At 66.6% G+C, this 23,680-nt stretch carries 22 protein-coding genes and 1 tRNA gene; 13 read left to right on the plus strand and 10 right to left on the minus strand.

Annotated elements, in window-relative coordinates; all coding sequences use genetic code 11:
- The first annotated feature begins 7 nt into the window (after window positions 1-7).
- From ahcY to Mschef_RS02390, 4 genes are all read left to right on the plus strand, one after another.
- Window positions 8-1,438, plus strand: coding sequence for an adenosylhomocysteinase (gene ahcY, locus Mschef_RS02375; protein WP_081126787.1), 1,431 nt, complete (start codon window positions 8-10; stop codon window positions 1,436-1,438).
- A gap of 111 nt (window positions 1,439-1,549) precedes the next feature.
- Complete coding sequence (metF, locus tag Mschef_RS02380; protein ID WP_242426424.1) at window positions 1,550-2,410, plus strand: methylenetetrahydrofolate reductase [NAD(P)H]; 861 nt, start codon at window positions 1,550-1,552, stop codon at window positions 2,408-2,410.
- A 184-nt stretch (window positions 2,411-2,594) separates the two neighbouring features.
- Complete coding sequence (locus tag Mschef_RS02385) at window positions 2,595-3,206, plus strand: hypothetical protein (protein WP_136256232.1); 612 nt, start codon at window positions 2,595-2,597, stop codon at window positions 3,204-3,206.
- A 125-nt stretch (window positions 3,207-3,331) separates the two neighbouring features.
- Complete coding sequence (locus tag Mschef_RS02390) at window positions 3,332-4,255, plus strand: branched-chain amino acid transaminase (protein ID WP_081126229.1); 924 nt, start codon at window positions 3,332-3,334, stop codon at window positions 4,253-4,255.
- Window positions 4,256-4,269: 14 nt separating this feature from the next.
- On the opposite strand, the gene Mschef_RS02395 is transcribed toward Mschef_RS02390, so the two are convergent.
- The 6 genes from Mschef_RS02395 to Mschef_RS02420 form a co-directional block, all read right to left on the minus strand.
- Window positions 4,270-5,319, minus strand: coding sequence for an NAD(P)/FAD-dependent oxidoreductase (locus Mschef_RS02395; RefSeq protein WP_081126230.1), 1,050 nt, complete (start codon window positions 5,317-5,319; stop codon window positions 4,270-4,272).
- 67 nt (window positions 5,320-5,386) lie between these two features.
- A complete protein-coding gene (locus tag Mschef_RS02400; protein ID WP_081126231.1) occupies window positions 5,387-6,712 on the minus strand; it encodes a sensor histidine kinase in 1,326 nt (441 codons plus the stop codon).
- Entirely contained in the window at window positions 6,693-7,382 is a 690-nt protein-coding gene (locus Mschef_RS02405) for a response regulator transcription factor (protein WP_081126789.1), read from the minus strand. The genes Mschef_RS02400 and Mschef_RS02405 overlap by 20 nt, the downstream gene beginning before the upstream one ends.
- A gap of 387 nt (window positions 7,383-7,769) precedes the next feature.
- Complete coding sequence (rimK, locus tag Mschef_RS02410; protein ID WP_081126232.1) at window positions 7,770-8,645, minus strand: 30S ribosomal protein S6--L-glutamate ligase; 876 nt, start codon at window positions 8,643-8,645, stop codon at window positions 7,770-7,772.
- A gap of 209 nt (window positions 8,646-8,854) precedes the next feature.
- Window positions 8,855-10,480, minus strand: coding sequence for a group II intron reverse transcriptase/maturase (gene ltrA / locus Mschef_RS02415; RefSeq protein WP_081126233.1), 1,626 nt, complete (start codon window positions 10,478-10,480; stop codon window positions 8,855-8,857).
- Between the two features lie 16 nt (window positions 10,481-10,496).
- A tRNA-Gly gene (locus tag Mschef_RS02420) sits at window positions 10,497-10,570 on the minus strand.
- A 1,036-nt stretch (window positions 10,571-11,606) separates the two neighbouring features.
- Here Mschef_RS02420 and Mschef_RS02425 point away from each other — a divergent pair.
- Window positions 11,607-13,901 (plus strand): DUF6600 domain-containing protein, encoded by a 2,295-nt coding sequence (locus Mschef_RS02425; protein WP_081126234.1) that lies wholly within the window; start codon window positions 11,607-11,609, stop codon window positions 13,899-13,901.
- 92 nt (window positions 13,902-13,993) lie between these two features.
- Here Mschef_RS02425 and Mschef_RS17580 read toward each other — a convergent pair whose 3' ends face one another.
- Window positions 13,994-15,520 carry a pilin gene (locus tag Mschef_RS17580; RefSeq protein ID WP_168708820.1) on the minus strand — a complete coding sequence of 509 codons (1,527 nt, stop codon included), beginning with the start codon at window positions 15,518-15,520 and terminating at the stop codon, window positions 13,994-13,996.
- 47 nt (window positions 15,521-15,567) lie between these two features.
- On the opposite strand from Mschef_RS17580, the gene thiS reads away from it, so the two are divergent.
- Window positions 15,568-15,768, plus strand: coding sequence for a sulfur carrier protein ThiS (thiS, locus tag Mschef_RS02435; RefSeq protein WP_081126235.1), 201 nt, complete (start codon window positions 15,568-15,570; stop codon window positions 15,766-15,768).
- A gap of 539 nt (window positions 15,769-16,307) precedes the next feature.
- On the plus strand, window positions 16,308-16,751 hold the full coding sequence (locus tag Mschef_RS02440; RefSeq protein ID WP_136256357.1) for a hypothetical protein: 444 nt from the start codon (window positions 16,308-16,310) through the stop codon (window positions 16,749-16,751).
- Here Mschef_RS02440 and Mschef_RS02445 read toward each other — a convergent pair.
- Window positions 16,732-18,201: an NAD(P)(+) transhydrogenase (Re/Si-specific) subunit beta gene (locus tag Mschef_RS02445; protein ID WP_081126237.1), complete on the minus strand. Its 1,470-nt coding sequence runs from the start codon at window positions 18,199-18,201 to the stop codon at window positions 16,732-16,734. The genes Mschef_RS02440 and Mschef_RS02445 overlap by 20 nt on opposite strands.
- Complete coding sequence (locus Mschef_RS02450; RefSeq protein ID WP_081126238.1) at window positions 18,201-18,494, minus strand: NAD(P) transhydrogenase subunit alpha part 2; 294 nt, start codon at window positions 18,492-18,494, stop codon at window positions 18,201-18,203. The genes Mschef_RS02445 and Mschef_RS02450 overlap by 1 nt, the downstream gene beginning before the upstream one ends.
- 138 nt (window positions 18,495-18,632) lie before the next feature.
- On the opposite strand from Mschef_RS02450, the gene Mschef_RS02455 reads away from it, so the two are divergent.
- Genes Mschef_RS02455 through Mschef_RS02465 form a run of 3 tightly spaced genes read left to right on the plus strand, consistent with a single transcriptional unit; the run spans window position 18,633 to window position 20,130 of the window.
- Window positions 18,633-19,217 (plus strand): RNA polymerase sigma factor, encoded by a 585-nt coding sequence (locus tag Mschef_RS02455; RefSeq protein ID WP_081126791.1) that lies wholly within the window; start codon window positions 18,633-18,635, stop codon window positions 19,215-19,217.
- Complete coding sequence (locus Mschef_RS02460) at window positions 19,214-19,624, plus strand: hypothetical protein (protein WP_136256356.1); 411 nt, start codon at window positions 19,214-19,216, stop codon at window positions 19,622-19,624. Before Mschef_RS02455 ends, Mschef_RS02460 begins: the two co-directional genes overlap by 4 nt.
- Window positions 19,621-20,130 carry a DUF3106 domain-containing protein gene (locus Mschef_RS02465; protein ID WP_081126239.1) on the plus strand — a complete coding sequence of 170 codons (510 nt, stop codon included), beginning with the start codon at window positions 19,621-19,623 and terminating at the stop codon, window positions 20,128-20,130. The genes Mschef_RS02460 and Mschef_RS02465 overlap by 4 nt, the downstream gene beginning before the upstream one ends.
- Before the next feature lie 49 nt (window positions 20,131-20,179).
- Here the strand turns inward: Mschef_RS02465 and Mschef_RS02470 are convergent, their stop codons facing one another.
- Window positions 20,180-21,283 (minus strand): NAD(P) transhydrogenase subunit alpha, encoded by a 1,104-nt coding sequence (locus tag Mschef_RS02470; protein WP_081126240.1) that lies wholly within the window; start codon window positions 21,281-21,283, stop codon window positions 20,180-20,182.
- Window positions 21,284-21,556: 273 nt separating this feature from the next.
- Here Mschef_RS02470 and Mschef_RS02475 point away from each other — a divergent pair, with 273 nt between their 5' ends.
- Genes Mschef_RS02475 through Mschef_RS02485 form a run of 3 tightly spaced genes read left to right on the plus strand, consistent with a single transcriptional unit; the run spans window position 21,557 to window position 23,609 of the window.
- The gene (locus tag Mschef_RS02475) at window positions 21,557-22,150 is read left to right on the plus strand and encodes a nitroreductase family protein (protein WP_081126241.1); all 594 of its coding nucleotides are present in this window, start codon (window positions 21,557-21,559) and stop codon (window positions 22,148-22,150) included.
- The gene (locus Mschef_RS02480; RefSeq protein WP_081126242.1) at window positions 22,138-23,055 is read left to right on the plus strand and encodes a 5'-3' exonuclease; all 918 of its coding nucleotides are present in this window, start codon (window positions 22,138-22,140) and stop codon (window positions 23,053-23,055) included. The genes Mschef_RS02475 and Mschef_RS02480 overlap by 13 nt, the downstream gene beginning before the upstream one ends.
- Complete coding sequence (locus Mschef_RS02485) at window positions 23,052-23,609, plus strand: NUDIX hydrolase (protein WP_081126243.1); 558 nt, start codon at window positions 23,052-23,054, stop codon at window positions 23,607-23,609. Before Mschef_RS02480 ends, Mschef_RS02485 begins: the two co-directional genes overlap by 4 nt.
- The last annotated feature ends 71 nt before the right edge of the window (window positions 23,610-23,680 follow it).

Consider the following 23,680-nt stretch of genomic DNA (forward strand, 5'->3'; position numbering starts at 1 on the left):
GTCCATCGTGAACGCACTCGCCCATACCGCCGCCGGCGCCGATTACCAGGTCGCCGACATCAGCCTCGCCGACTTCGGCCGCAAGGAAATCGACATCGCCGAGCATGAGATGCCGGGACTGATGTCGATCCGCCGCAAATACGCCACCGCCAGGCCACTCAAGGGCGTGCGCGTCACTGGCTCGCTGCACATGACCATCCAGACCGCGGTGCTGATCGAAACGCTGAAGGATCTCGGCGCCGACGTGCGCTGGGCCTCGTGCAACATCTTCAGCACCCAGGATCATGCCGCCGCCGCGATCGCCAGAACCGGCACGCCGGTGTTCGCCTGGAAGGGCGAGACGCTGGAGGAGTACTGGGACTGCACGCTCGCCGCGCTCAGTTTCGGCGCCGGCAAGCTCGGTCCGCAACTGGTGGTGGACGACGGCGGCGACGTGACCCTGCTGATCCACAAGGGCTACGAGCTGGAAAACGGTTCCGACTGGGTGAACAGCGCCTCCGGCAGTCACGAGGAACAGGTGATCAAGGACCTGCTCAAGCGCGTGGCCAGGGAGCGTCCGGGCTACTGGCACGCCGTGGTCAAGGACTGGAAGGGCGTGTCCGAGGAAACCACCACCGGCGTGCATCGTCTGTACCAGCTGGCCGAGGCAGGCACGCTGCTGGTGCCGGCGATCAACGTCAACGACTCGGTCACCAAGAGCAAGTTCGACAATCTGTACGGCTGCCGCGAATCGCTGGCCGACGGCCTCAAGCGTGCCATGGACGTGATGCTGGCCGGCAAAGTGGCCGTGGTGTGCGGTTATGGCGATGTCGGCAAGGGTTGCGCGCACAGCCTGCGCGCCTACGGCTGCCGCGTGGTGGTGACCGAGATCGATCCGATCTGCGCACTGCAGGCGGCGATGGAAGGCTTCGAGGTGAAAATCATCGAGGACACGCTGGGCACGGGCGACATCTACGTCACCACCACCGGCAACAAGGACATCATCACCCTGCAGCACATGCAGGCGATGAAGGACCAGGCCATCGTCTGCAACATCGGCCACTTCGACAACGAGATCCAGGTGGATGCGCTGAACAAGAGCGGCGCTGACAAGCTCAACATCAAGCCGCAGGTGGACAAGTACACGTTTGCCAACGGCAACAGCATTTTCCTGCTGGCCGAGGGTCGCCTGGTCAACCTGGGCTGCGCCACCGGTCACCCCAGCTTCGTCATGTCCAACAGCTTCAGCAACCAGACGCTGGCGCAGATCGAACTGTGGGCCAACCGCGACCAGTATCAGGCCAAGGTCTACATCCTGCCCAAGAAACTCGACGAGGAAGTCGCGCGTCTGCATCTGGAAAAGATCGGCGTCAAGCTGACCACGCTCAGCGCCGCGCAGGCCGCCTATCTGGGCGTGCCGGTCGAGGGGCCGTACAAGCCCGCGCATTACCGCTATTGAGCAGGTAACCGGAAATGGGTAGCCGGAAAGCACCGCAACCGTTGCGCGCGCCGCGCTACCCGGCGCCCTGATCACCTCGAAGGCATGAATTGAATGACCGGCGTGAGCAATATGATGCAAGCCCCCCCGGCTACCGGCGCGCGGTTGCCGGCTCCGGTTTCCTTCGAGTTCTACCCGCCCAAGACGCCCGAACAGCACGCGCAGCTCGAGCGCACGGTGGCGCGCCTGAAAGCGCACGCCCCGCAATTCGTGTCGGTGACCTTCGGCGCCGGCGGCTCGACGCTGAGCTACACGCCGGACACCGTGCGCACGCTGCGCGCGACCCACGGGCTGGACGCGGTACCGCATCTGTCGTGCATGGGCGGTACGCGCAGCGAGATCGCCGCGCTGCTGGCACAGTATCGCGAGATCGGCTGCACGCGCGTGGTGGCGCTGCGCGGCGACCTGCCCTCGGGCATGGCCACCAGCGGCGATTTCCGCTACGCCGCCGACCTGGTGCGCTTCATCCGCAGCGAGCACGCGCGGCATTTCCACATCACCGTGGCGGCCTATCCAGAGACGCATCCGCAGGCCGAGGATGCGCACGCCGATGTGCGCCACTTCGCCGCCAAGATCGAGGCCGGCGCCGACACTGCGATCACCCAGTACTTCTTCAACGCCGATGCCTATTTCCATTTCGTCGAGGACGCGCGCCGCGCCGGCGTGAGCGCGCCGGTCGTGCCCGGCATCATGCCGGTGTCCAATTTCGCGCAACTGCGGCGCTTCTCCGAGCAGTGCGGTGCCGAGATTCCGCGCTGGATCGTGCGCCGCTTGCAGGCCTATGGCGATGACACCGCGTCGATCCGCAGTTTCTCCGCCGATGTGGTGGCCGGCATGTGCCGGCGCCTGATCGAAGGCGGCGCACCCGAGCTGCACTTCTACACGTTGAATCTGGCCAAGCCCACCGAGGCCGTGCTCGAGCGTCTGCGCTGAGAGGCTGTGAATTTTCAGCCGCTCAGCCCGGCCATGGATGGCCGGTCGCGAAGCGGTCACGTCAGTGGCTGATTCGCGCAGGCGCGTACGGACCTGTGCCGGACGCGCCGATGAGAAATTCCGCACGACGCGGAATTTTTCACAGGCGCTGAGCGCGCCAGGCGCTCCGCTAGACTGCCGCATCATGATGCGACAGGCTTTGCGAATCGTATTCGTCGGCCTCGTGCTGTGCGCGCCACTGCAAGTGCGCCGCGCCTGCGCGCGTGGTGATTCCATCGCGCCGCAACCCATCTATCGGTGTCTGGGTCCGGACGGCAGCACCATGTTCAGCGGCACGCCGTGCAACGAGGACAGTCTCGCGCAGGGCGCATTGCCCGAGGTCGCCGCAATCGGCGACCGCACGCCACTGCACCTGTGCCCCCTCGATCCGGACGAACTGCGCGCGCGCGTCGCGGACGCATTCCTGGCGCACGACATCAACCGCCTCGCCGGACTGATGCTGTGGCAGGGCTACGGCGGGCACGCCGCGATCGCGCGCATGCAGGCGTTGGGAAGTGCCATGCGCGAAGGGCTGCTGCGCATCGAACTGCATGGCCCGCCCTCGCCACTCGCGTCTATTGCCGCGCCTGACGCAGCGTTCGGCACCACGGCGAGCATGGCGCTGTCGGGCGACAGCCTGGCCCATGCCGACAATGACGCACCGGCGCCCACGCGCCTGCACATCCGCCTCGACGGCGGGCATGAGCTGGGGTTCGCCATCGAAAGCGACCACGGCTGTTGGTGGCTGTTGCCCTGAGTGCGCCCAACGCGGGATGAGCTTGCTGCTTCGGGTGCCCTTGCCGCATCGTCTTGCCCGCAATGGGCGACCCAGTCGCGGTACCGGCTCCGTTATCATGTCGCGTTCCCGAAGCGGAGTTCGCCATGACACAGACCTATCCCGAGTTCATCTGGCACAACGGTGCGATCAAGCCCTGGGCCGAGGCCACCACGCATGTCATGGCGCATGCGGTGCACTACGGCTCATCCGTGTTCGAAGGCATCCGCAGTTACAAGACGCCACGCGGCGCGATGATTTTTCGCCTGCAGGATCACCTCAGGCGCCTGTTCAATTCGGCGCGCATCTATGCGATGGCCATGCCCTATGACCAGGCGCAATTGACCGCTGCGTGTCGCGCGGTGATGCAAGCCAACAAGCTCGAGGCGGCTTATCTGCGCCCGGTGGCTTACCTGGGCCTGGGCGGTTTCGGCCTGGCCGCGGATTGCCCCACCGATGTCGCCATCGCGGCACGGCCGATGGGCGCGTATCTGGGCGAGGGCGTGCTCGAGCAAGGCATCGATGCCTGCGTGTCGAGCTGGCAGCGTTTCGCGCCCAACACCATTCCGGCCGGCGCCAAGGCCGGCGGCAATTACCTGTCCGGCCAACTGATCGCGCGTGAAGCGCGGCGGCTGGGTTTCGGCGAGGGCATCGCGCTGGCGCACAACGGCTTGCTCAGCGAAGGCGCCGGTGAAAACCTGTTCCTGGTGATGGATGGCGCGCTGCACACGCCGCCGGTGGCCGCCAGCCTGCTCAACGGCATCACCCGGCACACGCTGATCACGCTGGCCGAGCAGGCCGGCATCAAGGTGGTCGAGCGCGATCTGCCGCGCGAGTATCTGTATCTGGCCGACGAGGTATTCATGTGCGGCACCGCGGCCGAGATCACGCCGATCCGCAGCGTCGATGGCCGCAGCATCGGCAACGGCGGCATGGGCCCGATCACGCGGCGCATGCAGCGGCTCTACTTCGGCCTGTTCGATGGCAGCACCGCGGACCAGTGGGGCTGGCTGGAGCCGGTCACGGGCTGAATCCTGCGGCGGCCTCACATCACATCGTCGAGCCCGGACAGGTCCGGCTCGACGTGCAGACGCTTGTGCATCAGCGGGCTGGTGGTGGTGTATTGCAAGTGTACTTTCTCGCCGGGCGTGAGCTGTTCCTTGATCGCGAAAGCGGCCAGCGCGGCCTCGTGGAAGCCGGACAGGATCAGTTTTTTCTTGCCCGGATAGGTGTTGATGTCGCCCACTGCATATACGCCCGGCTGGCTGGTCTGGAAGTGCGCGGTATCCACCTGCAGCAGGTGCCTGTCCAGCGCCAGCCCCCAGTCGGCAATCGGTCCCAGTTTGGGGTGCAGGCCCCAGAACACCAGCAAATGCGTGGCCTCGACACGCACCGTCAGGCCGGCGCGGGTGCGCACGCGCACAGCCTGCAGCGCGGTGTCTGCGGTATCGAGGCCGACGATATCGCCTTCCAGAAATTGCATGCGCAGCGCATCGCACAGGGCATGCATGCGCGCCACGCTGGCCGGCGCGGCCTTGAAGCGCGGCGAGCGGTGCAGCAGCACCACGCTGCGGGCGTGCTCGACCAGCTCCAGCGACCAGTCCAGTGCCGAGTCGCCGCCGCCGGCGACGATGATGTCCTGCCCGGCAAACGCCTTCGCGTCGCGTACCAGATAATGCAGCGCGTGGCCCTCCAGCGCGGCGGCTTGCGGCAATGCCAGCCGGCGCGGCTCGAAAGCGCCCAGACCCGCGGCAATCACCACCGCGCCGCAACGCAGGCGCGTGCCGGCGCTGGTACTCAACACGAAGCCGCCGCCTGCCTGCGGCTGCAATGCCGTCACCGTATGGCCAAGATGAAACTGCGGCGCGAAGGGGCGGATCTGCTCGTGCAGGCGCTCGATCAGCTCGCGCGCACCGCACACCGGCAACGCCGGTATGTCGTAAATGGGCTTGTCCGGATACAGCTCGACGCACTGGCCGCCGATATGCGGCATGGCATCGACTACATGCGCCTTGAGGCCGAGCAGGCCCAGTTCGAATACCTGGAACAGGCCCACCGGGCCCGCGCCCACGATCACTACATCGGTCTCGATCATCCGCGTCTCGTGCCTGCATCCGGTCAAAGCGCGGCATTATCCGACGTGGCGCCGGACGATGGCAGCCTCAAGCCCCTGCTGCGACAGCAGGGCGCAGCGCGGCATCGAATTCCAGAATCGCCACCGCGCCGCCTTCCGGGCGCGGCGCCAGGCGCACGCGCCAGCCGTACAGGTCGCACAGCCGGCGTACGATGGCCAAACCCAGGCCCGCGCCGCCACCCTTCACGCCTTCGCCGCGCACGCCACGTTCAAACAGATGCTCGGCGTCCTCGGGCTTGATGCCTGGACCGGAATCCTCGACCAGCACGCGGCCTTCCTGCACACGTACCAGCACGTCACCCTGCTGCGTGTACTTGAAGGCATTGCCGACCAGATTGGACAGCGCGACCGACACCACCGAGGCCGGCGCGTTGACCACCAGCGCCGCCTCCACCTGCAAGGACACGCTGACCGGCTTGTTGCGCAACTGCGGGCGCTGCAGTTCCAGAACATCGGCGACGGCCTTGGCCACGTCGGTGCTCTCGCCATCGGCCGGCCCCTGGCGCTCGGCGCGCGAAAGCAGCAGCAGCGCGTCGATGATCTCGGCGGCCTGGCGGCTGGCGCGCTCGATGCGCTTGAGCCGCTCGCGCAGCTTCTCGCTCATCTCCGGCGCCGCCAGCATCAGCTCGGTGGTGCTGGCGATCACCGCCAGCGGCGTACGCAATTCGTGGCTGACATCGGCATTGAACTCGTGGTCGCGGCGCACCATGCTGGTCAGGCGCTCGGCGTATTCGTCCAGCGCGCCGGCCAGCTCGCCCACCTCGTCGTCGGCGAAGTGCGGCGCCAGTTTCTGCAGGGTGCCTGCGCGGCGCGAAGCGCGCAGACGCCCGGCCAGTTCGGTCACCGGATGCATCACGCGCCGCGACATCCACAGGCCGATGACCACCGACAGCGCGCCAAACAGCAACACCGCGACAATCAGCGCCATCAGCAATTGCTGTTCGCCTTCGCGCTGACTGCTGATGTCGTAACGCAGAAAAGCCCAGTAGTTCTGGCTGCGAAATACAGCCAGCTTGTACGGCACCAGCTTGCCACCGGCATCGCGCTCGGTGATGTCGTAGACGCCGGTTTTGACGTACGGCTGCCACTCGAATGGCACGTTGGGAAAGTGCTGGCGCGAGGCGATGTACATCTTCACCAGCGGGAAAAAGAACGGCGCGTCAGGCGATGGATTCTTGCGTTTGAACTCGACGAAACGATCAACCTGCTTCTGCAGCGTATTGTTGATCAGCTGGTCCTCCAGCCGCGCGCGCATGTAGATCGTCGCCACCGCGAACAGCGAGGTCAGCGCCAGCCCGAAAATGACAAACGAGATGAAGATGCGGCTGCGCAGCCTACGCCGTGACTTGAGCATCCGTCTCGCCCATGCGGTAGCCGATGCCGTGGCGGGTGTGGATCAGCGGCCGCGGGAAGGGCTTGTCGATCAACTGGCGCAGGCCGTGGATATGCACGCGCAGTGAATCGGAATCGGGCAGTTCCTCGCCCCACACGTGATGTTCGAGCTCGTGCCGCGTGACCACCGAGGGGCTGGCTTCCATCAGCGCCTGCAGCAGCTTCAATCCGATCGGGTTGAGCGGGATGTCCTTGCCGGCGCGGGTGACGATCAGCGTGTCGAGGTTGTAGGTGAGATCGGCCACCTTGAGCACGCGGCTCCTGGGGCCCTTGCCGCGCCGCGCCAGCACCTCGAGGCGCACACCCAGTTCCTGCAGTGCGAAGGGTTTGGTCATGTAGTCGTCGGCGCCGGATTCGAAGCCGGTGAGCTTCTGCTCCAGCGCGTCGCGCGCGGTCAACATCAGCACCGGGGTCTGCTTGTGCGCCTCGTGGCGCAGCTTGCGGCACAACTCCAGCCCGTCCATGCCGGGCAGGGTCAGGTCCAGCACGATCACATCGAAATCATGCACCACGGCCAGATGCAGGCCGGTCACGCCATCGCCGGCGAAATCGACCACATGGCCGCGATCTTCCAGGTAGTCGCCGATATTGGTGGCGATATCGTTGTTGTCTTCGATCACCAGCACGCGCATGAAACATCCTCCGCCACGCAGCCGCTGCCACGCGGACAAGAGCTTACCGCGATCGCCGCCGCGGCTGCCGCCGACACTGGCAAGCCCGCGCGGCGCGGTGCGCGCAATCAACGCCAAAGAAAAAGGCCCGACGAGGCGCCGTTGGGGGAAACCCGCCTCATCGGGCCCAAGCTACTGCCCCGATTACCGTAATCCGCAACAGCCCGAGACTTGGGCCCGCTCGCACTACAGTGCGGCTTTTATAGACGCGCGGCCTTTAAAGCCGCGTTAAGCGCGGCGCAGGGGCGCGTTAAGCCACCCGATGCGTCGGTGCCAGCACCGATGGCAATACGCGCGCGGCCTTGAACTTTGCCAGCCAACCACAGCACCTCGATGCCCAGGGTGGGCTCAGCGCAGGCGGCGTTCAATCAAGGCGATGATCGCGCTGGCGACATCGACGCCCGCGGCGGCCTCGATCCCCTCCAGCCCGGGCGAGGCATTGACCTCCAGCACCAGCGGGCCACGTGCCGAGCGGATCAGATCGACCCCGGCCACCTCCAATCCCAGCGTCGCGGCGGCATGCAACGCCAGCTTGCGCTCGGTCGCGCTCAACTTCACCGCCACCGCATTGCCGCCGCGATGCAGGTTGGCGCGAAACTCTCCAGGTTGCGCGCAGCGTTGCATGGCGGCGATCACGCGCCCACCGACCACGAAACAGCGCAGGTCGCAGCCGTTCGCTTCGGCGACGAATTCCTGCACCAGAAAATTGGCGTACAAGCCGCGGAACGCCTCGATCACGCTCTGCGAGGACGCGCGCTTTTCCGCCAGTACCACGCCTTGCCCCTGCGAGCCCTCGTTGAGCTTGATCACATGCGGCGGCTCACCCAGCAGCGAGAGCAGATCGGCGGTGTCATCGGGGTTGTCGCCAAAGGCGGTGCACGGCAGCGGCAAGCCTGCAACCGCCAGCAATTGCAGGCAGCGCAGCTTGTCGCGCGCCTTGAGGATGGCATCGGCGCCGTTGGGGGTATAGGCACCCATCAGCTCCATCTGGCGCAGTACCGCGGTGCCATAGAACGTGATCGTGGTGCCGATGCGCGGGATCACCGCGTCGATGCCGCGCAGCGCGCGCCCGCGGTAGTGCAGGGCAAAATCATCCGGCGCGATGCGCATGTAACAGCGCAGCGGATCGAGCACGCGCACCTGGTGGCCGCGCGCGCGCGCGGCTTCGAGCAAACGCCGCGTCGAATACAGCTTGGTGTTGCGCGAGAGGATGGCGAGCTTCAAGCGCGGATCGATCCTGCACCGGGAGCGGGCTGCCAGGCGCAAGCCACGCGGGACACTGGAGCGGGTGAAGGGAATCGAACCCTCGTCAGTAGTCGGGTGGGAGGGAGGCCTCGCGGCCACCCTCCCCCCTCAGAACCGTACTTGAGACTTTCGCCTCATACGGCTCAAGCAGCCAAGAACTCGATCAGCACCCGCTGACGAGCGGCAGCCTATCCTTCAGTGGCGCACGCGTGCAACTGCGCGTGACACGTCGGGTGGAGCATTTGCAGATTGGACAGCCGATCAGAGCCACCATAAACCCGCCAAACCACGTGATGGACATGCCAACCCGTGGCCTTCGTGATCTTGGCAGCGCAGACCGGGCAGTTGCCTTGCTGCTTGTTCCAAAGCCAATACAACTTCCTGCGTCCCTGCAAGGTGGACCGCATTCGGCGAGTAAGACGCTCGTCGAAGTAGCCCTCGTCCTTTGGGTCATAGGGGTTGGCGTCCGCCCGAACCTTCACGTGCCTGACCACAGGAATGCTGGTCAAGTGCGTGAGGCAGGACACATCCGTTTGAAAGAGCCAGTCGCGTGAACCATTCGAGCGGAAGTACCGCCGTTTGATCCACCGCTTGCCTTTCATTGGATGCCGACGCGTAGCCCAACACCACAGTGCGCGCGTGATCAGATGATCGAGCTTGGCAAACGTACGGGACGAGTGCACGACTCGGTGATAGTTGCCCCACCCTCGAATAATCGGGTTGAGGACGAACACCACCTCATCCTGCCTTGCGCCCCGCAGCTCGCGCAGCCTGTCGCTGACTTTTGCATAGAACGCTGTAGCGTTACGCTTTGACGGAACGATGCGCAGAAACCGCTTGTGCTTCTGCACGTGCCAGCCGAGGAAGTCGAACCCTTCCGTCACGTGGGTGATCTTCGTCTTCGACTCCGAGAGCATCAAACCTCTCTCGGCGAGGAATCCCACGATCAGCGGTTTGACTCGGGTTTCGAGCAGCTCTTTCGAGGCGCCCGTCACCACGAAATCATCCGCGTAGCGGATGAAGTTGACCTTGGCCCGACGCGGAAGATTGTCTTTCAACAACCGTTCCATGCCGTCCAGTGCCAGGTTGGCCAAGCAAGGAGAAATAGGCCCTCCTTGTGGCGTACCCGCGTCCGTCGGAAACAGCTTGTGACCCTCCACAAACCCAGCCTTGAGCCACTTCGACAGCACGTGCCGGTCCATCGGCACGTTGCGCACCAGCCAGTCATGACTGATGTTGTCGAAGCAGCCTTTTATGTCGCCCTCCAGTACCCACTCCGGCGAATGTTCACGACTCAGTGCGTTGTGGCACTGGGCAATGGCATCCGCCGTTGCACGTCCAGAGCGAAATCCGTACGAGTTGAGGTCTCCGTGGGTTTCCGCGATGGGATCCAGCGCAAGCCAGTACAACGCCTGCATCGCCCGATCTTTCATCGTCGGTATGCCCAAGGGCCGCTTCCCGCCGTTGGCCTTCGGGATGTGGATCCTACGAAGCGGCTTCGGACGATATCCACGAGAATCCAGTGTGGACACCGCCTTCCGCTTCTCCCTTGGCGTGGACCATGTGATGCCATCCACACCTGGGGTTTTTCGGCCTTGGTTCTCCGTGACTCGACGCACCGCGACTGCCCGTGCGGTGGTCGAACGAACGAGCAACTTTTGCAAGCGCTTGACGCTGCGCCATTGCTCGTTCTTGGCTGCCTTCGCTATGCGTGCCTGCAACCTACCGACGTGCTGAAAAGTCTCGGCCCACGGGATCGTGTGCCAATCGTTCCAGCGCGTGGAGGCGACATCGCCACTTGAAATGGCGTCCATATCAGTCCTCCAGAGTTGGAGCGGGTGAAGGGAATCGAACCCTCGTCAGTTGCTTGGGAAGCAACAGCTCTACCATTGAGCTACACCCGCCCATGACCCCTTGGGGATGGACGCCTCCCCTGACGGGGATTTGTCACCCCATCGGGAGTTGGTTGTCAGGCCTGTCTAGCGACAGGCCACCTCGCAGAAGTCAGCACCCTTTCGGGTTGGGGCGATCGTTTCATCCCCTATCTCGGCGATTACAGCCGAGCATCCGCTTTCTCCGCGATCCTGTGCCCGCTAGGCCTTCGACAATCCTTGCGGATGGTCTAGTCGTCACCGAGGTGGCGACAGCCTATCGGGGTTTCCACGTTCCGTACAAGTAACAGTGTGGCTAGGGTTCTGCCTTTTCGCCGGAGGTACTCCATCAGCGCATTCCCACCAAGCAGGGGAATGTCCGACCTCATCCCTTTTGGGTAGGGCCTGTCAGATGCTTTGGCCCAGCTAGCTTGACGACGTTTAGAACGGCAGTTCGTTTGCACTAACCCTTGCTACACAGCCTAGCGCCTACTCGGGTACATCTTCCGAGGTCACGCCGGCCCCTTGCGGGGTCGACGTACCCGCGAGGGTGGCTACATTGTCAGAGCGCTCGGCACGGAACAGTTACCCGTTCCGCACTGCTCCTAGGCTACCGGTGGCTGAACACCGAGTCAGTTCAAGCATGAAAACCCGACTGACAATTACTCGCACAGCCTTCGCCGCGCATGTCCGCATCCGAAATCCGGACACAGACCTCCCTTACCTCGCTCAAGGGATATAGCTCCTTGAGCACACCGGACATCGAGCCGGGACCGCTCCAGTTTACGACGGAGAGTCGGCCGCACCTACGGTAAGAGCGTGGGACACGCGGCTCGTGTCGCACGCTTGGGAAGCTACAGCTCTGCCATTGAGCTACACCCGCGCTGCCTGTGAAGCTTACGCAGGCGACCGAATTGCGGCAAGCTGCGCCGCCGGCCGCACGGGATGTCGTGCTTTGGTTGACATCGACCACGGCATCCATGAAATCGTGCAGGGCAGGTTAAGGTGCATGCGCGAAAGTAGGCTTCGAATCCAGTTGAGCCGCCGCGGCGGCAGCGAGGGAACAGGCATGAACATGCGCAAGCTTTGGGTGCTGGTCGCCATGGGTTGCGGGCTATGGGCCGCCGTGGCGGCAGCGCAGGCACAGTCCGCCGAGGAAGCGCCACCCGATCGTGTTGCGCGCCTGGCGGTGATCGATGGCAGCGCCAGCCTGCTGCCGGCCGGTAGCCAGGATTGGGGCAATGCCTCGATCAATCGTCCGCTGGGTACCGGCGACAAGCTGTGGATACCGGAAGGCAGCCGCGCATCACTGGAGCTGGGCGGCACCGAGATCCGTCTCGATGGCGACAGCGGTTTCGGCTTTCTGCATCTGGGTAACGACACCGCGCAGGCGCAACTGACCTCGGGCACGCTCAACCTCAACGTGCGCCATCTCTACTCGGGTCAGGATTACGAGATCGACACGCCGACCCTGGCTTTCGTCACGCGCCAGCGTGGGCAGTACCGTCTCGACATCGCGCCGGATGGCAAGGGCACCCAGGTCACCGTATTCAGCGGCGCAGCCACGGTGTACGGCCAAGGCGGCACCGAACGCCGCGTCACCGCGGGCAACTCGTATCGCTTTCTCGACTCGAGTCTGGCGCAAGTCGAGGTGTTCGCCGTGCCCGCGCCGGACAGCTTCGATCGCTGGTGCTTCGCGCGCGATGCACGCTATCAGCGCGACTACAGCAGCTCGCGCGAGTATGTCTCCAGCGAAGTGATCGGTTATCAGGATCTGGCTGATTACGGTACCTGGCAGAACGAAGCCGACTATGGCCCGATGTGGTTCCCGACCGCGGTGCCGATGGGCTGGGCGCCTTATCGCTACGGCCACTGGGCGTGGATCGCGCCGTGGGGCTGGACCTGGATCGACAACGCGCCATGGGGTTTCGCGCCGTTCCACTACGGGCGCTGGGCTTACATCGGCAACCGCTGGGGCTGGGTACCTGGCTCGTTGGCGATGCGTCCGGTGTATGCCCCAGCGCTGGTGGCTTTCGTCGGCGGATTTGGCGGCGGCATCGGCTGGAATGTCGGCGTCGGCTTTGGCGGGCCGGTGGGTTGGTATCCGCTGGCGCCGGGCGCGGTATTCGTGCCGTGGTACCGCTGCGGGCCACGCTACTTCCGCAACGTCAACCTCACCAATATCCGCGTGGTCAACAACAACACGATCAACAACATCAACAACACCTACAACATCTACCGTCGGGGCGGCCATCTGAATCTCACGCAGATCGGCGATCACCGCATCCCGCCGCGGGCGCTGACCATGGTGCCGCACGATGTGTTCACCGGCGCGCACCAGATCGGGCCGCACATGCTGGTGGCGCGACCGCACGGCACGGTGCTGCGCGGGCCGATGGCGCTGGCTGCACCACCAGCGCCCGGACGCGGCAGCCTGATGGCGCCCGATCACGGGCTCAGGCCCAACGTGCCGCGCCCGATTTTCGCGCGCAACGTGCTGGCACACCGCCCCCCCCCGCAGATGATCAATGCGCTGCCGCAACGTGCCGATGGCTATCGTTTGGCGCCTGGTGGCCAAGCGCGACCGCTGCTGCCGACGCAGCCGGTGCGCATCGCCAGCAACGTGCGCGTGATCGGCTCGCGGCCGCAGCCCGGCATGCATGCGGCGCGCGGCGATGTTGCCCTGCCGCGGGTACCGCGCATCGAACGCGCAGGCCAGGCCGCCGCCGCGCCCATGGCGCGTTCACCCATGCCACGGCAAGGCGCGATGCCCTCAACGGGTTTCGTACCGCATCGCTGGCAACCCGAGAGCCTGCCGCGGGCTGCGCGCCTTGAACCGGCGCCCATGGTTGCGCCCGGCGCGCGTACGCAGATCCGTCGCGAGAATGGCGCGCAAATCATCGAGGGCCGTCCACAAAGTGGCGGTGGCAGCTTCAGCGTGATGCCGGGCGGCCGCAACACGCCGCCGCCCATGCAGACAGGTAACCGTCCCGACTATGGCGCGCCACGCCAGGGCGGCTATCCGCAGGCGCCGCGCGACAACTTCCGCGCGGCACGCCCGCGCGAGCCGGCTTTCGGCCAAGGCGCGCAGGTGATCGAGGCGCCGCGCAGCAACTACAACGTGCCGCGCGAGAACTTCCACGCGGCATATCCACGCGAGCCAGCCTACGGTCAAGGCGTTCCCATGCCGCCACCGCCGCGCATGCCCCAGTACCAGCAACCGCCGCAGCAGTACCAGCAGCGACCGCCGCAAGAGTTCCGTGCGCCGCCCCAGGCGCGGCCGATGCCGGCCCCGCGTGAGGCACCGCCGCCGCGCGCGCGCGCGGAGGAGCCCAATCGGCCACACGGTGGCGGGCGCGACTAGACTTGCGCTATGCCGTGACAGGCGGCGTGGCTGCTGCACACAACGCGGCAGCCAGCACAGGCACGCTGGCTGCGCTTCGCGAACGCTCGCGGCTACGGACGGCAGCTGTTCGGCAGGTAGCGCCGCGGCAGGTCCAGTCCCTGGCAACTCCAGCGGAGTGTGCCGTCCGCGGCTTGTGGCGCCAGCATCAGCATCTTGCCGCTGATCCGCGTGTTCGCGGCGTTGCCGTACTGCACCAGGATATTGCCGTCACGCACCGCGACCGCGGCGACATACCTGCCGCTGATGCTGCTCGCCGCCGGCAAGCCCGCGCTGGCGTTGTCGGCTGGGTAGCGCCGGGTCTTTGCATAGAACTGCACCACGTCGATCCGGGCGCCGTCGGCCAAGGCCAGACCTGCAGCCACTTGCGTGCGCACAATGTAATTCTGATACGCCGGAATCGCGATTGCGGCCAGGATCGGAACAATCAGAAACGCGAACACACCCGCGAACACGATGCCGACAATGGCGCCGGCCGAGAGCCCCGGACGATAGCCGCCACTTGCCACGGTGCCGCTGCGCAACTCGCTGCGATACACCGCCAGGCTTTCCCTGCGCACCACAAGCGTGCCGGCGATCATGTCGTGCAATGCCTGCTTGCGCTGCGTCCAGCCGATCATGAAATAACCGAAAAACAAGATCATCGCCGAAAGATAAGAGGCGAAAAAACGACCCATGGCACGTCCGAAACCAATGCGCGCGCCATCCAGCGCAGTCACATGCAAGCCCAGCGCCAGCATGCCGGGCGAGGCTTGCAGCCTGGAACTCTGGAACAGGGATGCGTACAGCCAGGCAACACTGATGTTGATGAAAAACATCAGTACATGCAGACCGGCATATCCGCCCCAGGCAAAATCCCAACCCGCCAGCACCGCAAACGGCGCTCCTGCTGCCGCACTCACCAACGCGACCACGAACATGCTGCCTGCGTACAGAATCAGCCCGTCCAGTATCGCCGCGATCAAGCGCAGCCAGAAGCCGCCATACAGATCACGGCGCTCATGGTGCGTTGGCAGCCAGCCGGCGCCAAGAGACGCAGCCGCGGCGACCGGAGTGCCTGCGGCGGGCATCGTGCTACCTGCGGTGACCGCCCACCCGTCAACGGCTGCGGCTGGCGCGGCATCCGGTGTTACCGGTGCCACAGCGGGGCTGGGGTCGCCGGGGTCCAGCGCAAGGTCCAGATCCTTGCCGGCGCGCCAGTCGCTGGCTGCGATCCACGCTGCATTCGCAGCCAGCGCGCGCACCTTGTCCTGCGCCGGGATGCTGCCGGCGTCCAGCGCCTGCTCCAGCCAGCGCGCACTCAAAGGCCCGCATACCCGATCCGCGTGGTGCAACCACACGCGCTCGCCCTGCTCGGGCAGCAGCGCCACTTCCAGGCCGGCCTGCTGCAAGGCATCGGCCTGACGTCGCGCTTGCGACTCGTCAACCGGCTTCAGGCTCAGCGGCATGCGGCGCTGCACCTCCGCGAGGAAAACCTCGGGCGATTTGCGCAGCAAACCCGCCGCACGTGTCCAGACCTGATCGACATCCACACCGGCTTGCACGCGTCCGGTGAGCGTGACTGCAAACTGCGTCTCCATGGATCCCCCTTGTGCGGTCCACCCGCAACACTGCCTAGAATAGCGTCATGAATCTGCTACTCAATGGCCAGTCGCACGATTGCGCCGCACCCTGCAGCGTCGCGGAATTGCTCGAAAACGCCGGTTACGCGCAGCGCCGCGTCGCTGTCGAGGTCAATCGATGCATCGTGCCGCGCTCCGAACACGCCACACATCTGCTCGCCGAAGGCGATCGCGTCGAAATCGTCCACGCCATCGGCGGGGGGTGAGCACTGGCGTTTGCGATCTGCCAGTGGCAGATCGCGCCAGTGCGAACGCCCGAGGCAGGATGTCTCGGGCAGGACTTGCGCGGTGAACGCAGGATGCGCGAGCCCGCAAGAGCCCACGAGCGCAGCGCGTGGTGGCGTTTGCGATCTGCCAGTGGCAGATCGCGCCAGTGCGAACGCCCGAGGCAGGATGTCTCGGGCAGGACTTGCGCGGTGAACGCAGGATGCGCGAGCCCGCAAGAGCCCACGAGCGCAGCGCGTGGTGGCGTTTGCGATCTGCCAGTGGCAGATCGCGCCAGTGCGACGTGCGTGCATGAGCAACGCACGAACGCCGCGGGCGGCCCGCAGGGTAAGCGCCATGGACGGCGCGCATCACGCCCGAGGCAGGATGTCTCGGGCAGGACTTGCGCGGTGAACGCAGGATGCGCGAGCCCTCAAGGGCCCACGCGCGCAGCGCGTAGCGGCGCCTGCACGTGATGCGAAGCAGGGCATTCGCGCCCCACCCCGCTGCTATGCTCGCCGCTCCGAGCGCGGAGGCGTGCATGACCCAAGGCAGCAAGGCAGTAGCGTGGTTGAATCTGGCCTTCGGCACGCTCAACGTGGTGCTCGGCGCGCTGGCGCTGGCGGCGGTGTGGGCGTTCGCGGCGATGTTCAGCCAACGCACGCTGGCGCCGGCAGCCTTGCTGCTGGGATTGGGTACGGGTTTGCTTGCGCGCGCGTCGTTGCCGCAGGCGCGCCATTACGGCGCATTGCTGGCCCTCGCGGCCACGTATGCGGCGGCGTATTACCAGCAGATCCTGATGGCGGCGGTGCGCATCGCCGGCACGCTCGGTGTGCCGTTGCTCGCAGCGCTGCGCGAGAGTGGACTGGGCATGCTCGCGCTGCTGGCGCGCATGGCGATGAGCAGCTCCTTGCTGGCATGGATTTGCGCCGGCATGGCACTGGCCACGCTGGGCGCCTGGCCGTTCAATCGTCGAGGTTCTTGATCTCGCTGACCAGCTTGGCGGCCACGCCCTGCCCATCGCCATACAGCATGCGCGCATTGTCGGCATAGAACAGTGCGTTCTCGATGCCGGCGAAGCCGGTGCCGCGACCGCGCTTGATCACGATCACGTGCTTCGCGCTGGCCACGTCCAGGATCGGCATGCCGTAGATCGGCGAAGCCGGATCGGTCTTGGCCACCGGATTGACCACGTCGTTGGCGCCGATCACCAGCACCACGTCGGTGGCCGGAAACTCGGGATTGATGTCGTCCATGTCGGCGATCAGATCGTAGGGCACGCCAGCCTCGGCCAGCAGCACGTTCATGTGCCCTGGCATGCGTCCCGCCACCGGGTGGATGGCGAACTTCACCTTGACCCCGCGCGCGATCAGCGCCTGCGCGAACTCCCACACCTTGTGCTGCGCCTGCGCCACTGCCATGCCGTAGCCCGGCACGATCACCACGCGCTCGGCGTAGGCCATCATCACCGCGGCATCAGCCGCCTCGATGGGTTTCTGCGCGCCAACGATGGCTTGCGCCCCGGTTGTCGCCGCGCCCGCGCCGAAACTGCCGAACAGCACGTTACCGATCGAGCGATTCATGGCCTTGGCCATGAGCTGCGTGAGCAAGGTGCCGGCCGCGCCCACCACCATGCCGGCGATGATCATCAGCTCGTTGTGCAGCACGAAGCCTTCGAACGCCACGGCCAGCCCGGTGAAGGCGTTGTACAGCGAGATCACCACCGGCATGTCGGCGCCGCCGATGGGCAGCGTCATCAGCAAGCCAAAGGCCAGCGCCAGCGCGAAGAACGCCACCACCATGGTGGTGCCCGCGCTGTGCGGCATCGCGATCAGCAGCGCGCCTGCCAGCAACGCACCGAGCAGGGCCAGCAGGTTGATGCCCTGCTGCCCGGCGAACACGAAGCGCCGGTCCATCCAGCCCTGCAATTTGGCGAAGGCGATCAGCGAGCCGGAGAACGACACCGCGCCGATCAGCGCGCCGACCACCGCCAGCACCAGCTGCGGCAGTGGCGGTGCGGGCGGCAGCGTCCTGATCGCCAGCACCGGCGCGCCGCCGAAATGCAACGCCGCCAGTACCACCTCGCCACCGCCGCTGAAGCGCAGCAGTTCGGTGGCGCCGATCGCCGCCGCCGCGCCGCCACCCATGCCGTTGTACAGCGCCACCATTTGCGGCATGTTGGTCATCGCCACGCGCTTGCCCGACACCCACGCGGCGGCCACGCCGATGACCAGCGCCAGACCGATCAGCGCCAGGTTCTGCATGCCGGGCAGGAAAAACGTGACCAGCACCGCCAGCAGCATGCCGACGCCCGCCCACAGGATGCCGCCGCGCGCGGTGCGCGGCGAACTCATGCGCTTGAGGCCGAGGATGAACAGCAGCGCCGCGATGAAATAGCTGGCGCTGATCAGATGCGTGAGCCAGGCGCTGGTCATCACTTGCCCTCCTCGCGCTTGCTCGACTTGAACATCTCCAGCATGCGTTCGGTCACCACATAGCCGCCGGCGGCGTTGCCTGCGCCCAGCAGCACCGCGATGAAGCCGATAGTCTGCTCCAGCGGCGTATGTGCGTGGCCCAACGCCACCATCGCGCCGACCAGCACGATGCCGTGGATGAAGTTGGAGCCGGACATCAGCGGTGTATGCAGGATCACCGGTACGCGCGCGATGATCTCGTAGCCGGTGAAGGCCGCCAGCATGAACACGTACAGCACCAGAAAACCATCCATCCCACATCCCCCGCGCGCCAGGAATCCGCTGCATCATACGCAGGCCGGTCAACCGCGGGGAAGCTGGCGCGTTGTCGATACTGTCGAAGCAGGCGCGGGCCATGGCAACAGCACGCGCCGGAGCCGGGAATGGATGACATGAACCTCGCCGCCGCGCTGCACCCCGAAGGCTTGGCCGCGCCGCGCGCGGCCGAGCTGCCGGCGACCATGGAGGCGTTCCTGGCGCAGGTGCAGCGGCGTGCGTTTCGCGTCGCTGAAATGAGTCTGGGCAACGCCGACGACGCGCTCGACGCAGTGCAGGACGCCATGCTGCGCCTGCATCAGCATTACCGGCAGCACCCGGCGCAGGAATGGTCGCCGCTGTTCTGGGGCATCCTGCGTCGGCGCATCACCGACCTGCAGCGGCGGCGCAAGGTGCGCAGCATCGTGGTCGGCTGGTTGCGCGGTGCGGGTGAGGATGGCGAGGACGGACCGGTCTGGGAACCTGTCGATGTACTCGCCGATCCGGCGCGCGAAATCGCCGGTCGTGCCGCCTACGCGGATTTGTCGTGCGCGGTGCGCGCGCTGCCGCGGCGCCAGCGCGAGGCCTTCATGCTGCGCATGCTGGAAGGCCTCGATGTGGCCGCCACCGCGCGCGCCATGGGCTGCTCGGACGGCAGCGTGAAAACCCATTTATCGCGCGCCATGGAGGCGCTGCGGCACAAGCTGGAGGACTGGAAATGAAACCGGACGCCACCCCTGATTTTGACAAGAACCATGCAGACCGCGCCGCTGCCAGTCTGGCCGCGCATGCGCACGCGCTGTTTGCCAGCGCCAGCGAACACATCGACGGCGACACATTGCGCCGTCTGCGCGTCGCGCGCGTGGCCGCGCTGAGCGCCCCGCGCCGGCGCAATCTACTGCCGGTGCTGGTGCCCGCGGGCGCACTGGCTGCCGCTGCGCTGGCGCTGGCCGTGGTCTGGCATCCGCTGCGTGCGCCCGCCAGCGCGCCGGCGACTGCGGGCGCCGGCGCATTGCTGGCCAGCGCCGACAGCAACGAGGTCGACATGGCGCAAAACCTCGATTTCTACGACTGGCTGGCCACCCAGCCGCAACCCGCACAGGCCGCGCAGGCCACGAGCGTGCAATGAAAGCGCCTGCGCGTCTGTTCGCCGTCGCGGTGCTGACCGCGGTCCTCGCGTCACTGCCGGTGCTGGCCAGTGCGCGGCCTGCGCCCGAGTGGCGCCAGCTCGATGCGCAGCAGCGACACCTGCTGGCGCCGTTCCGCGAACACTGGGACCACATGCCGCAGGCACGCCGCCAGCTATTGCTGCAGCGCGAAGCGAACTGGCAGCGCCTGCCGCCACGGCGCCAGCAGCTGATCGACCAGCGCATCGAACGCTGGCAGCACATGAATCCCGAGCAGCGCGCGCGCGTGCGTGAAAACCTGCAGCGACTGCGCGCGATGAGTCCCGAGCAACGCCAACGGCTGCGCGAAGCCTATGCGCGGTTCCAGCGCATGAGCCCGGCCCAGCGCGAGGCGCTGCGCCAGCGCTGGCAGCAGCTGCGTCCCGAGCAGCGCGCGCAGTGGCTGCATGAACACGTGCCGCCAGCGCGCGCAGGCGGCGGGCAACGCGATGGAGCCGGTGGGCGCTGAACGCGGTGCGCGGCACCGCGCAGCCACGCGATGAGTCCGCGATCTCCGCTTACTCGACGAATTTCACCGTCGCGCCCTGCACCACGCAGCTCTGCGCCAGCAGCTCGTCGCTGAAGTCCGGCGCCAGCACGCCATCCTTGTTCACCAGCAATTCGACGAAATGGGCGAAGTTGCGCGCGATCATTTCGCTGGCGTGCAACGGATGTCCCGCTGCCATGTTCAGCGGGCCGAGAATGCTGACGCCGCCGTGCTCGACGCGCTCGCCGGGTCGCGTCAGCTCGCAATTGCCGCCGCTCTCGGCGGCCAGGTCAACGATGACCGCGCCCGGCTTCATGCCGGCGACCATGGCCGCGGTGACGATGCGCGGCGCGGCGCGGCCGGGTACCGCCGCGGTGGTGATCAGCGCGTCGATGTTGCGCAAATGCTCGCTCAGCGCCTGCTGCTGACGCGCGCGCTCCTCGGCGGACAGCTCGCGCGCGTAACCGCCGCTGCCGCTGGCGCTGACGCCCAGTTCGAGAAACTTGGCGCCGAGTGACTGCACCTGCTCGCGCGTTTCCGGGCGCACGTCGAAACCCTCGACCTGCGCCCCCAGGCGCCGCGCCGTGGCCAGAGCCTGCAGGCCAGCGACACCGGCACCGATCACCAGCACGCGACTGGGGCGGATGGTGCCGGCCGCCGTGGTCAGCATCGGGAAAAACCGCGGCGCGGCTTCGGCCGCCAACAGCACGGCGCGGTAGCCGGACACCGCCGCCTGCGAGGACAACGTATCCATGGCCTGCGCGCGCGTGCTGCGCGGCAGGCGCTCCAGTGCGAATGCGGTGACCTGGCGCTGCGCCAGCGCGGCCAGTCGCGCGGCGGCTCCGTAGGGGCGCAGTTGCCCGACCAGCATGGCATCGCTGTGCATGGTGTTGATGGCGGCCGCGCTGGGCGGCAGCACGCACAGCAGGATGTCGGCGGCCGCGGCCACGCCCGCGGCATCGCCCCATTCAACTCCGGAGTAACTGGCATCGGGAAAGCTTGCGCTGTCGCCGGCGCCGTGCTCGAGCAGCACGCGCAGACCGCGCGCGGCGTACTTTTTCGCGGTTTCCGGCGTGATCGCCACGCGCCGCTCGCCGGCGGCGGTTTCGCGCAAGGCTGCGATGGTGATCGGCATGCTGGCTCTCCCCGGATCGTTGCCGAATGCTAGCAGCCTGTCGGACTTCGGTTGGCCGGGCTGCGAATCCGTCCGTGCGGTCCCTCTCTCCGCCGCTGCTTGGCTCATGGAATCACGATGGGCCGGCGCTGTGTCGAAAATCGGTCCTCGCACAGCCGAAGTCGCGTCTCGACCAGCAAATCCCGATCGGCTGCTGGCAGGCCGGGTGCGCGGCGGATGCGGATCATCATGCTGACTCGTCACGTCGGCGCACGTGTCGCTAGACTGCGCGTCATGTCCGAATCCCGTCAGGCCGATGCGGCCGCACAGCAGTTCCTTGGCGCACGCCGCTCGATCCCCGCCCGTCTTTTGTCCGCGCCCGGCCTCGACGCGGCGCAGCGCGCGTGGTTGCTCGAGCACGCGCTGCGCGTGCCGGATCACGGCGCGCTGACGCCATGGCGGCTGATCAGTCTGGAGGGCGCGGCCAAGCTGCGCTTCGGCGAGCGCCTCGCGGCATTGGCGCTGGCACATGATGCGGCGTTGCTCGAAGACAAGCGCGAGAAGGAGCGTCTGCGCTACACCCACGCGCCGTGGGTGCTGGTCGTGGTCGCGCGCATCGACGCGGCGCACGCGAAAATTCCGGTGCAGGAGCAACTGTTGTCGGCTGGCTGCGTGGCCTACAACCTGCTGCTCGGTGCGCAGGCGCTGGGCTTCGGTGCGCAGTGGCTGACCGGCTGGGCCGCCTACGATGCGCGGGTCGCCGCGCTGCTCGGACTGGCCGCGGATGAGCGCGTGATCGGCTTCGTGCATATCGGCAGCATCAACGGCGCGATGGCCGAGCGTGCGCGCCCCGCGGCCGCCGCCAAGGTCAGCGCGTGGATGGGCTGAATCCGCGCGGCAAGGCCTATCTGGTCGATGCCAGCATGTATGTCTTCCGCGGCTGGTTTGCGTATCCGGCCGCGGCCTTTCGCGACGCGGACGGCCAGCCCGCCAACGCCACCTATGGTTTTGTGCGCTTTCTGCTGGATTTCCTGCAGCGTGTGCGGCCGGCGCAGGTGATGCTGGGTTTCGACATCGCCCTCGGCGGCTCGTTCCGCAACCTGCTGTACCCGGCCTACAAGGCCAACCGCGAGCCGGCGCCCGCCGAGTTGCTGCGCCAGTTCGATGCCTGCCGCGCGTTCGCCCGGGCCTTCGGGCTGAGCACGCACGCGCATGCCAGCTACGAGGCCGACGATCTGATCGGCAGCGCCAGCGTACGCGCACGCGCGCTGGATCTGGATTGCGTGATCGTCTCCGCCGACAAGGATTTCGGCCAGCTGCTGGATGTGCACGACGAGCAGTGGGACTGGGCGCGCCAGACGCGCTGGGGGCCGGCCGGCGTGCATCAGCGCTTTGGCGTGTGGCCACGGCAGATCAGCGATTACCTGGGCCTGTGCGGCGACGCCGTGGACAACATCCCCGGCGTGCCCGGCATCGGCGCGCGCACCGCCGCGCGCCTGCTGGCGCAATTCGGCGATCTGGACACGCTGCTGGCGGGTACCGCCGAACTGGCCGCGAGCAAGACCCTGCGCGGCGCGGCAGTGCTGGCGCGGCGCCTGCGCGAACACGCCGACGCCGCACGCCTGTGCAAGTGCCTGGCCACGATCGCATGCGACGTGCCGTTACCGGCGGATTGCCTCGTGCGCGGCCGCGGCGATGGCGCCGCACTGGATGCCTTGCTGCAGCAACACCGCTTCGGCCCGCATACGCGCAGCCGTGCGCTGGCCTTGATCGAGGAGCCCTTGCCGACATGAACACGACGCCGCCCATTCCCGCCGGCATGCCCGCCGTCAGCACTTTGTTCACGGGTAACTGGCTGCGCCTGCAAGCCTGCGGCCACTGGGAATACGCCGAACGTACGCGTGCCAGCGGCGCGGTGGTGATCGTCGCGCTCACGCCCGGCGACCAGGTGCTGTTCGTCGAGCAGTTCCGCGTGCCGGTGGCGCAGTGGACCATCGAGATGCCGGCCGGTCTGGTCGGCGATCTGGCCGACGCCCGCGATGAAAGCGTGCTGCTCGCCGCCGCGCGCGAACTGGAGGAAGAAACCGGCTGGCGTCCGGCGCGCGTCGAGTTTCTGCACGCCGGGCCGTCATCGGCCGGCATGAGCAACGAGATCATCAGCTTCGTGCGCGCGCACGAGCTGCGCAAGGTCGGCGCCGGCGGCGGCGATGCCACCGAGAACATCCGTGTGCACGCGGTGCCGCGCGCGCAGGCGCACGCTTGGCTCTTGGCGCAGGCCGCCGCGGGTTATTCGATTGATCCCAAACTATTCGCCGGGCTTTGGTTTTTGCACCACGGCGCAGGCTGAGCGCGCAACGCGTTCAATCCAGCCAGATTGTTGAATGGGACATCGGAGGATGGCGCGGTGGTGGCGGGATG

The organism is Metallibacterium scheffleri, assembly GCF_002077135.1.
In the GTDB taxonomy this organism is placed as follows: Bacteria; Pseudomonadota; Gammaproteobacteria; order Xanthomonadales; family Rhodanobacteraceae; genus Metallibacterium; species Metallibacterium scheffleri.

What these genes read in the sequence shown, in the direction of transcription:
- metF (WP_242426424.1), top strand. Translation starts at nt 1,550, where the DNA reads ATGATGCAAGCCCCCCCGGCTACCGGCGCGCGGTTGCCGGCTCCGGTT.
- Mschef_RS02385 (WP_136256232.1), top strand. Translation starts at nt 2,595, where the DNA reads ATGATGCGACAGGCTTTGCGAATCGTATTCGTCGGCCTCGTGCTGTGC.
- Mschef_RS02390 (WP_081126229.1), top strand. Translation starts at nt 3,332, where the DNA reads ATGACACAGACCTATCCCGAGTTCATCTGGCACAACGGTGCGATCAAG.
- Mschef_RS02395 (WP_081126230.1), bottom strand. Translation starts at nt 5,319, where the DNA reads ATGATCGAGACCGATGTAGTGATCGTGGGCGCGGGCCCGGTGGGCCTG.
- Mschef_RS02400 (WP_081126231.1), bottom strand. Translation starts at nt 6,712, where the DNA reads ATGCTCAAGTCACGGCGTAGGCTGCGCAGCCGCATCTTCATCTCGTTT.
- Mschef_RS02405 (WP_081126789.1), bottom strand. Translation starts at nt 7,382, where the DNA reads ATGCGCGTGCTGGTGATCGAAGACAACAACGATATCGCCACCAATATC.
- ltrA (WP_081126233.1), bottom strand. Translation starts at nt 10,480, where the DNA reads ATGGACGCCATTTCAAGTGGCGATGTCGCCTCCACGCGCTGGAACGAT.
- Mschef_RS02425 (WP_081126234.1), top strand. Translation starts at nt 11,607, where the DNA reads ATGAACATGCGCAAGCTTTGGGTGCTGGTCGCCATGGGTTGCGGGCTA.
- Mschef_RS17580 (WP_168708820.1), bottom strand. Translation starts at nt 15,520, where the DNA reads ATGGAGACGCAGTTTGCAGTCACGCTCACCGGACGCGTGCAAGCCGGT.
- thiS (WP_081126235.1), top strand. Translation starts at nt 15,568, where the DNA reads ATGAATCTGCTACTCAATGGCCAGTCGCACGATTGCGCCGCACCCTGC.
- Mschef_RS02440 (WP_136256357.1), top strand. Translation starts at nt 16,308, where the DNA reads ATGACCCAAGGCAGCAAGGCAGTAGCGTGGTTGAATCTGGCCTTCGGC.
- Mschef_RS02445 (WP_081126237.1), bottom strand. Translation starts at nt 18,201, where the DNA reads ATGACCAGCGCCTGGCTCACGCATCTGATCAGCGCCAGCTATTTCATC.
- Mschef_RS02450 (WP_081126238.1), bottom strand. Translation starts at nt 18,494, where the DNA reads ATGGATGGTTTTCTGGTGCTGTACGTGTTCATGCTGGCGGCCTTCACC.
- Mschef_RS02455 (WP_081126791.1), top strand. Translation starts at nt 18,633, where the DNA reads ATGAACCTCGCCGCCGCGCTGCACCCCGAAGGCTTGGCCGCGCCGCGC.
- Mschef_RS02460 (WP_136256356.1), top strand. Translation starts at nt 19,214, where the DNA reads ATGAAACCGGACGCCACCCCTGATTTTGACAAGAACCATGCAGACCGC.
- Mschef_RS02465 (WP_081126239.1), top strand. Translation starts at nt 19,621, where the DNA reads ATGAAAGCGCCTGCGCGTCTGTTCGCCGTCGCGGTGCTGACCGCGGTC.
- Mschef_RS02470 (WP_081126240.1), bottom strand. Translation starts at nt 21,283, where the DNA reads ATGCCGATCACCATCGCAGCCTTGCGCGAAACCGCCGCCGGCGAGCGG.
- Mschef_RS02475 (WP_081126241.1), top strand. Translation starts at nt 21,557, where the DNA reads ATGTCCGAATCCCGTCAGGCCGATGCGGCCGCACAGCAGTTCCTTGGC.
- Mschef_RS02485 (WP_081126243.1), top strand. Translation starts at nt 23,052, where the DNA reads ATGAACACGACGCCGCCCATTCCCGCCGGCATGCCCGCCGTCAGCACT.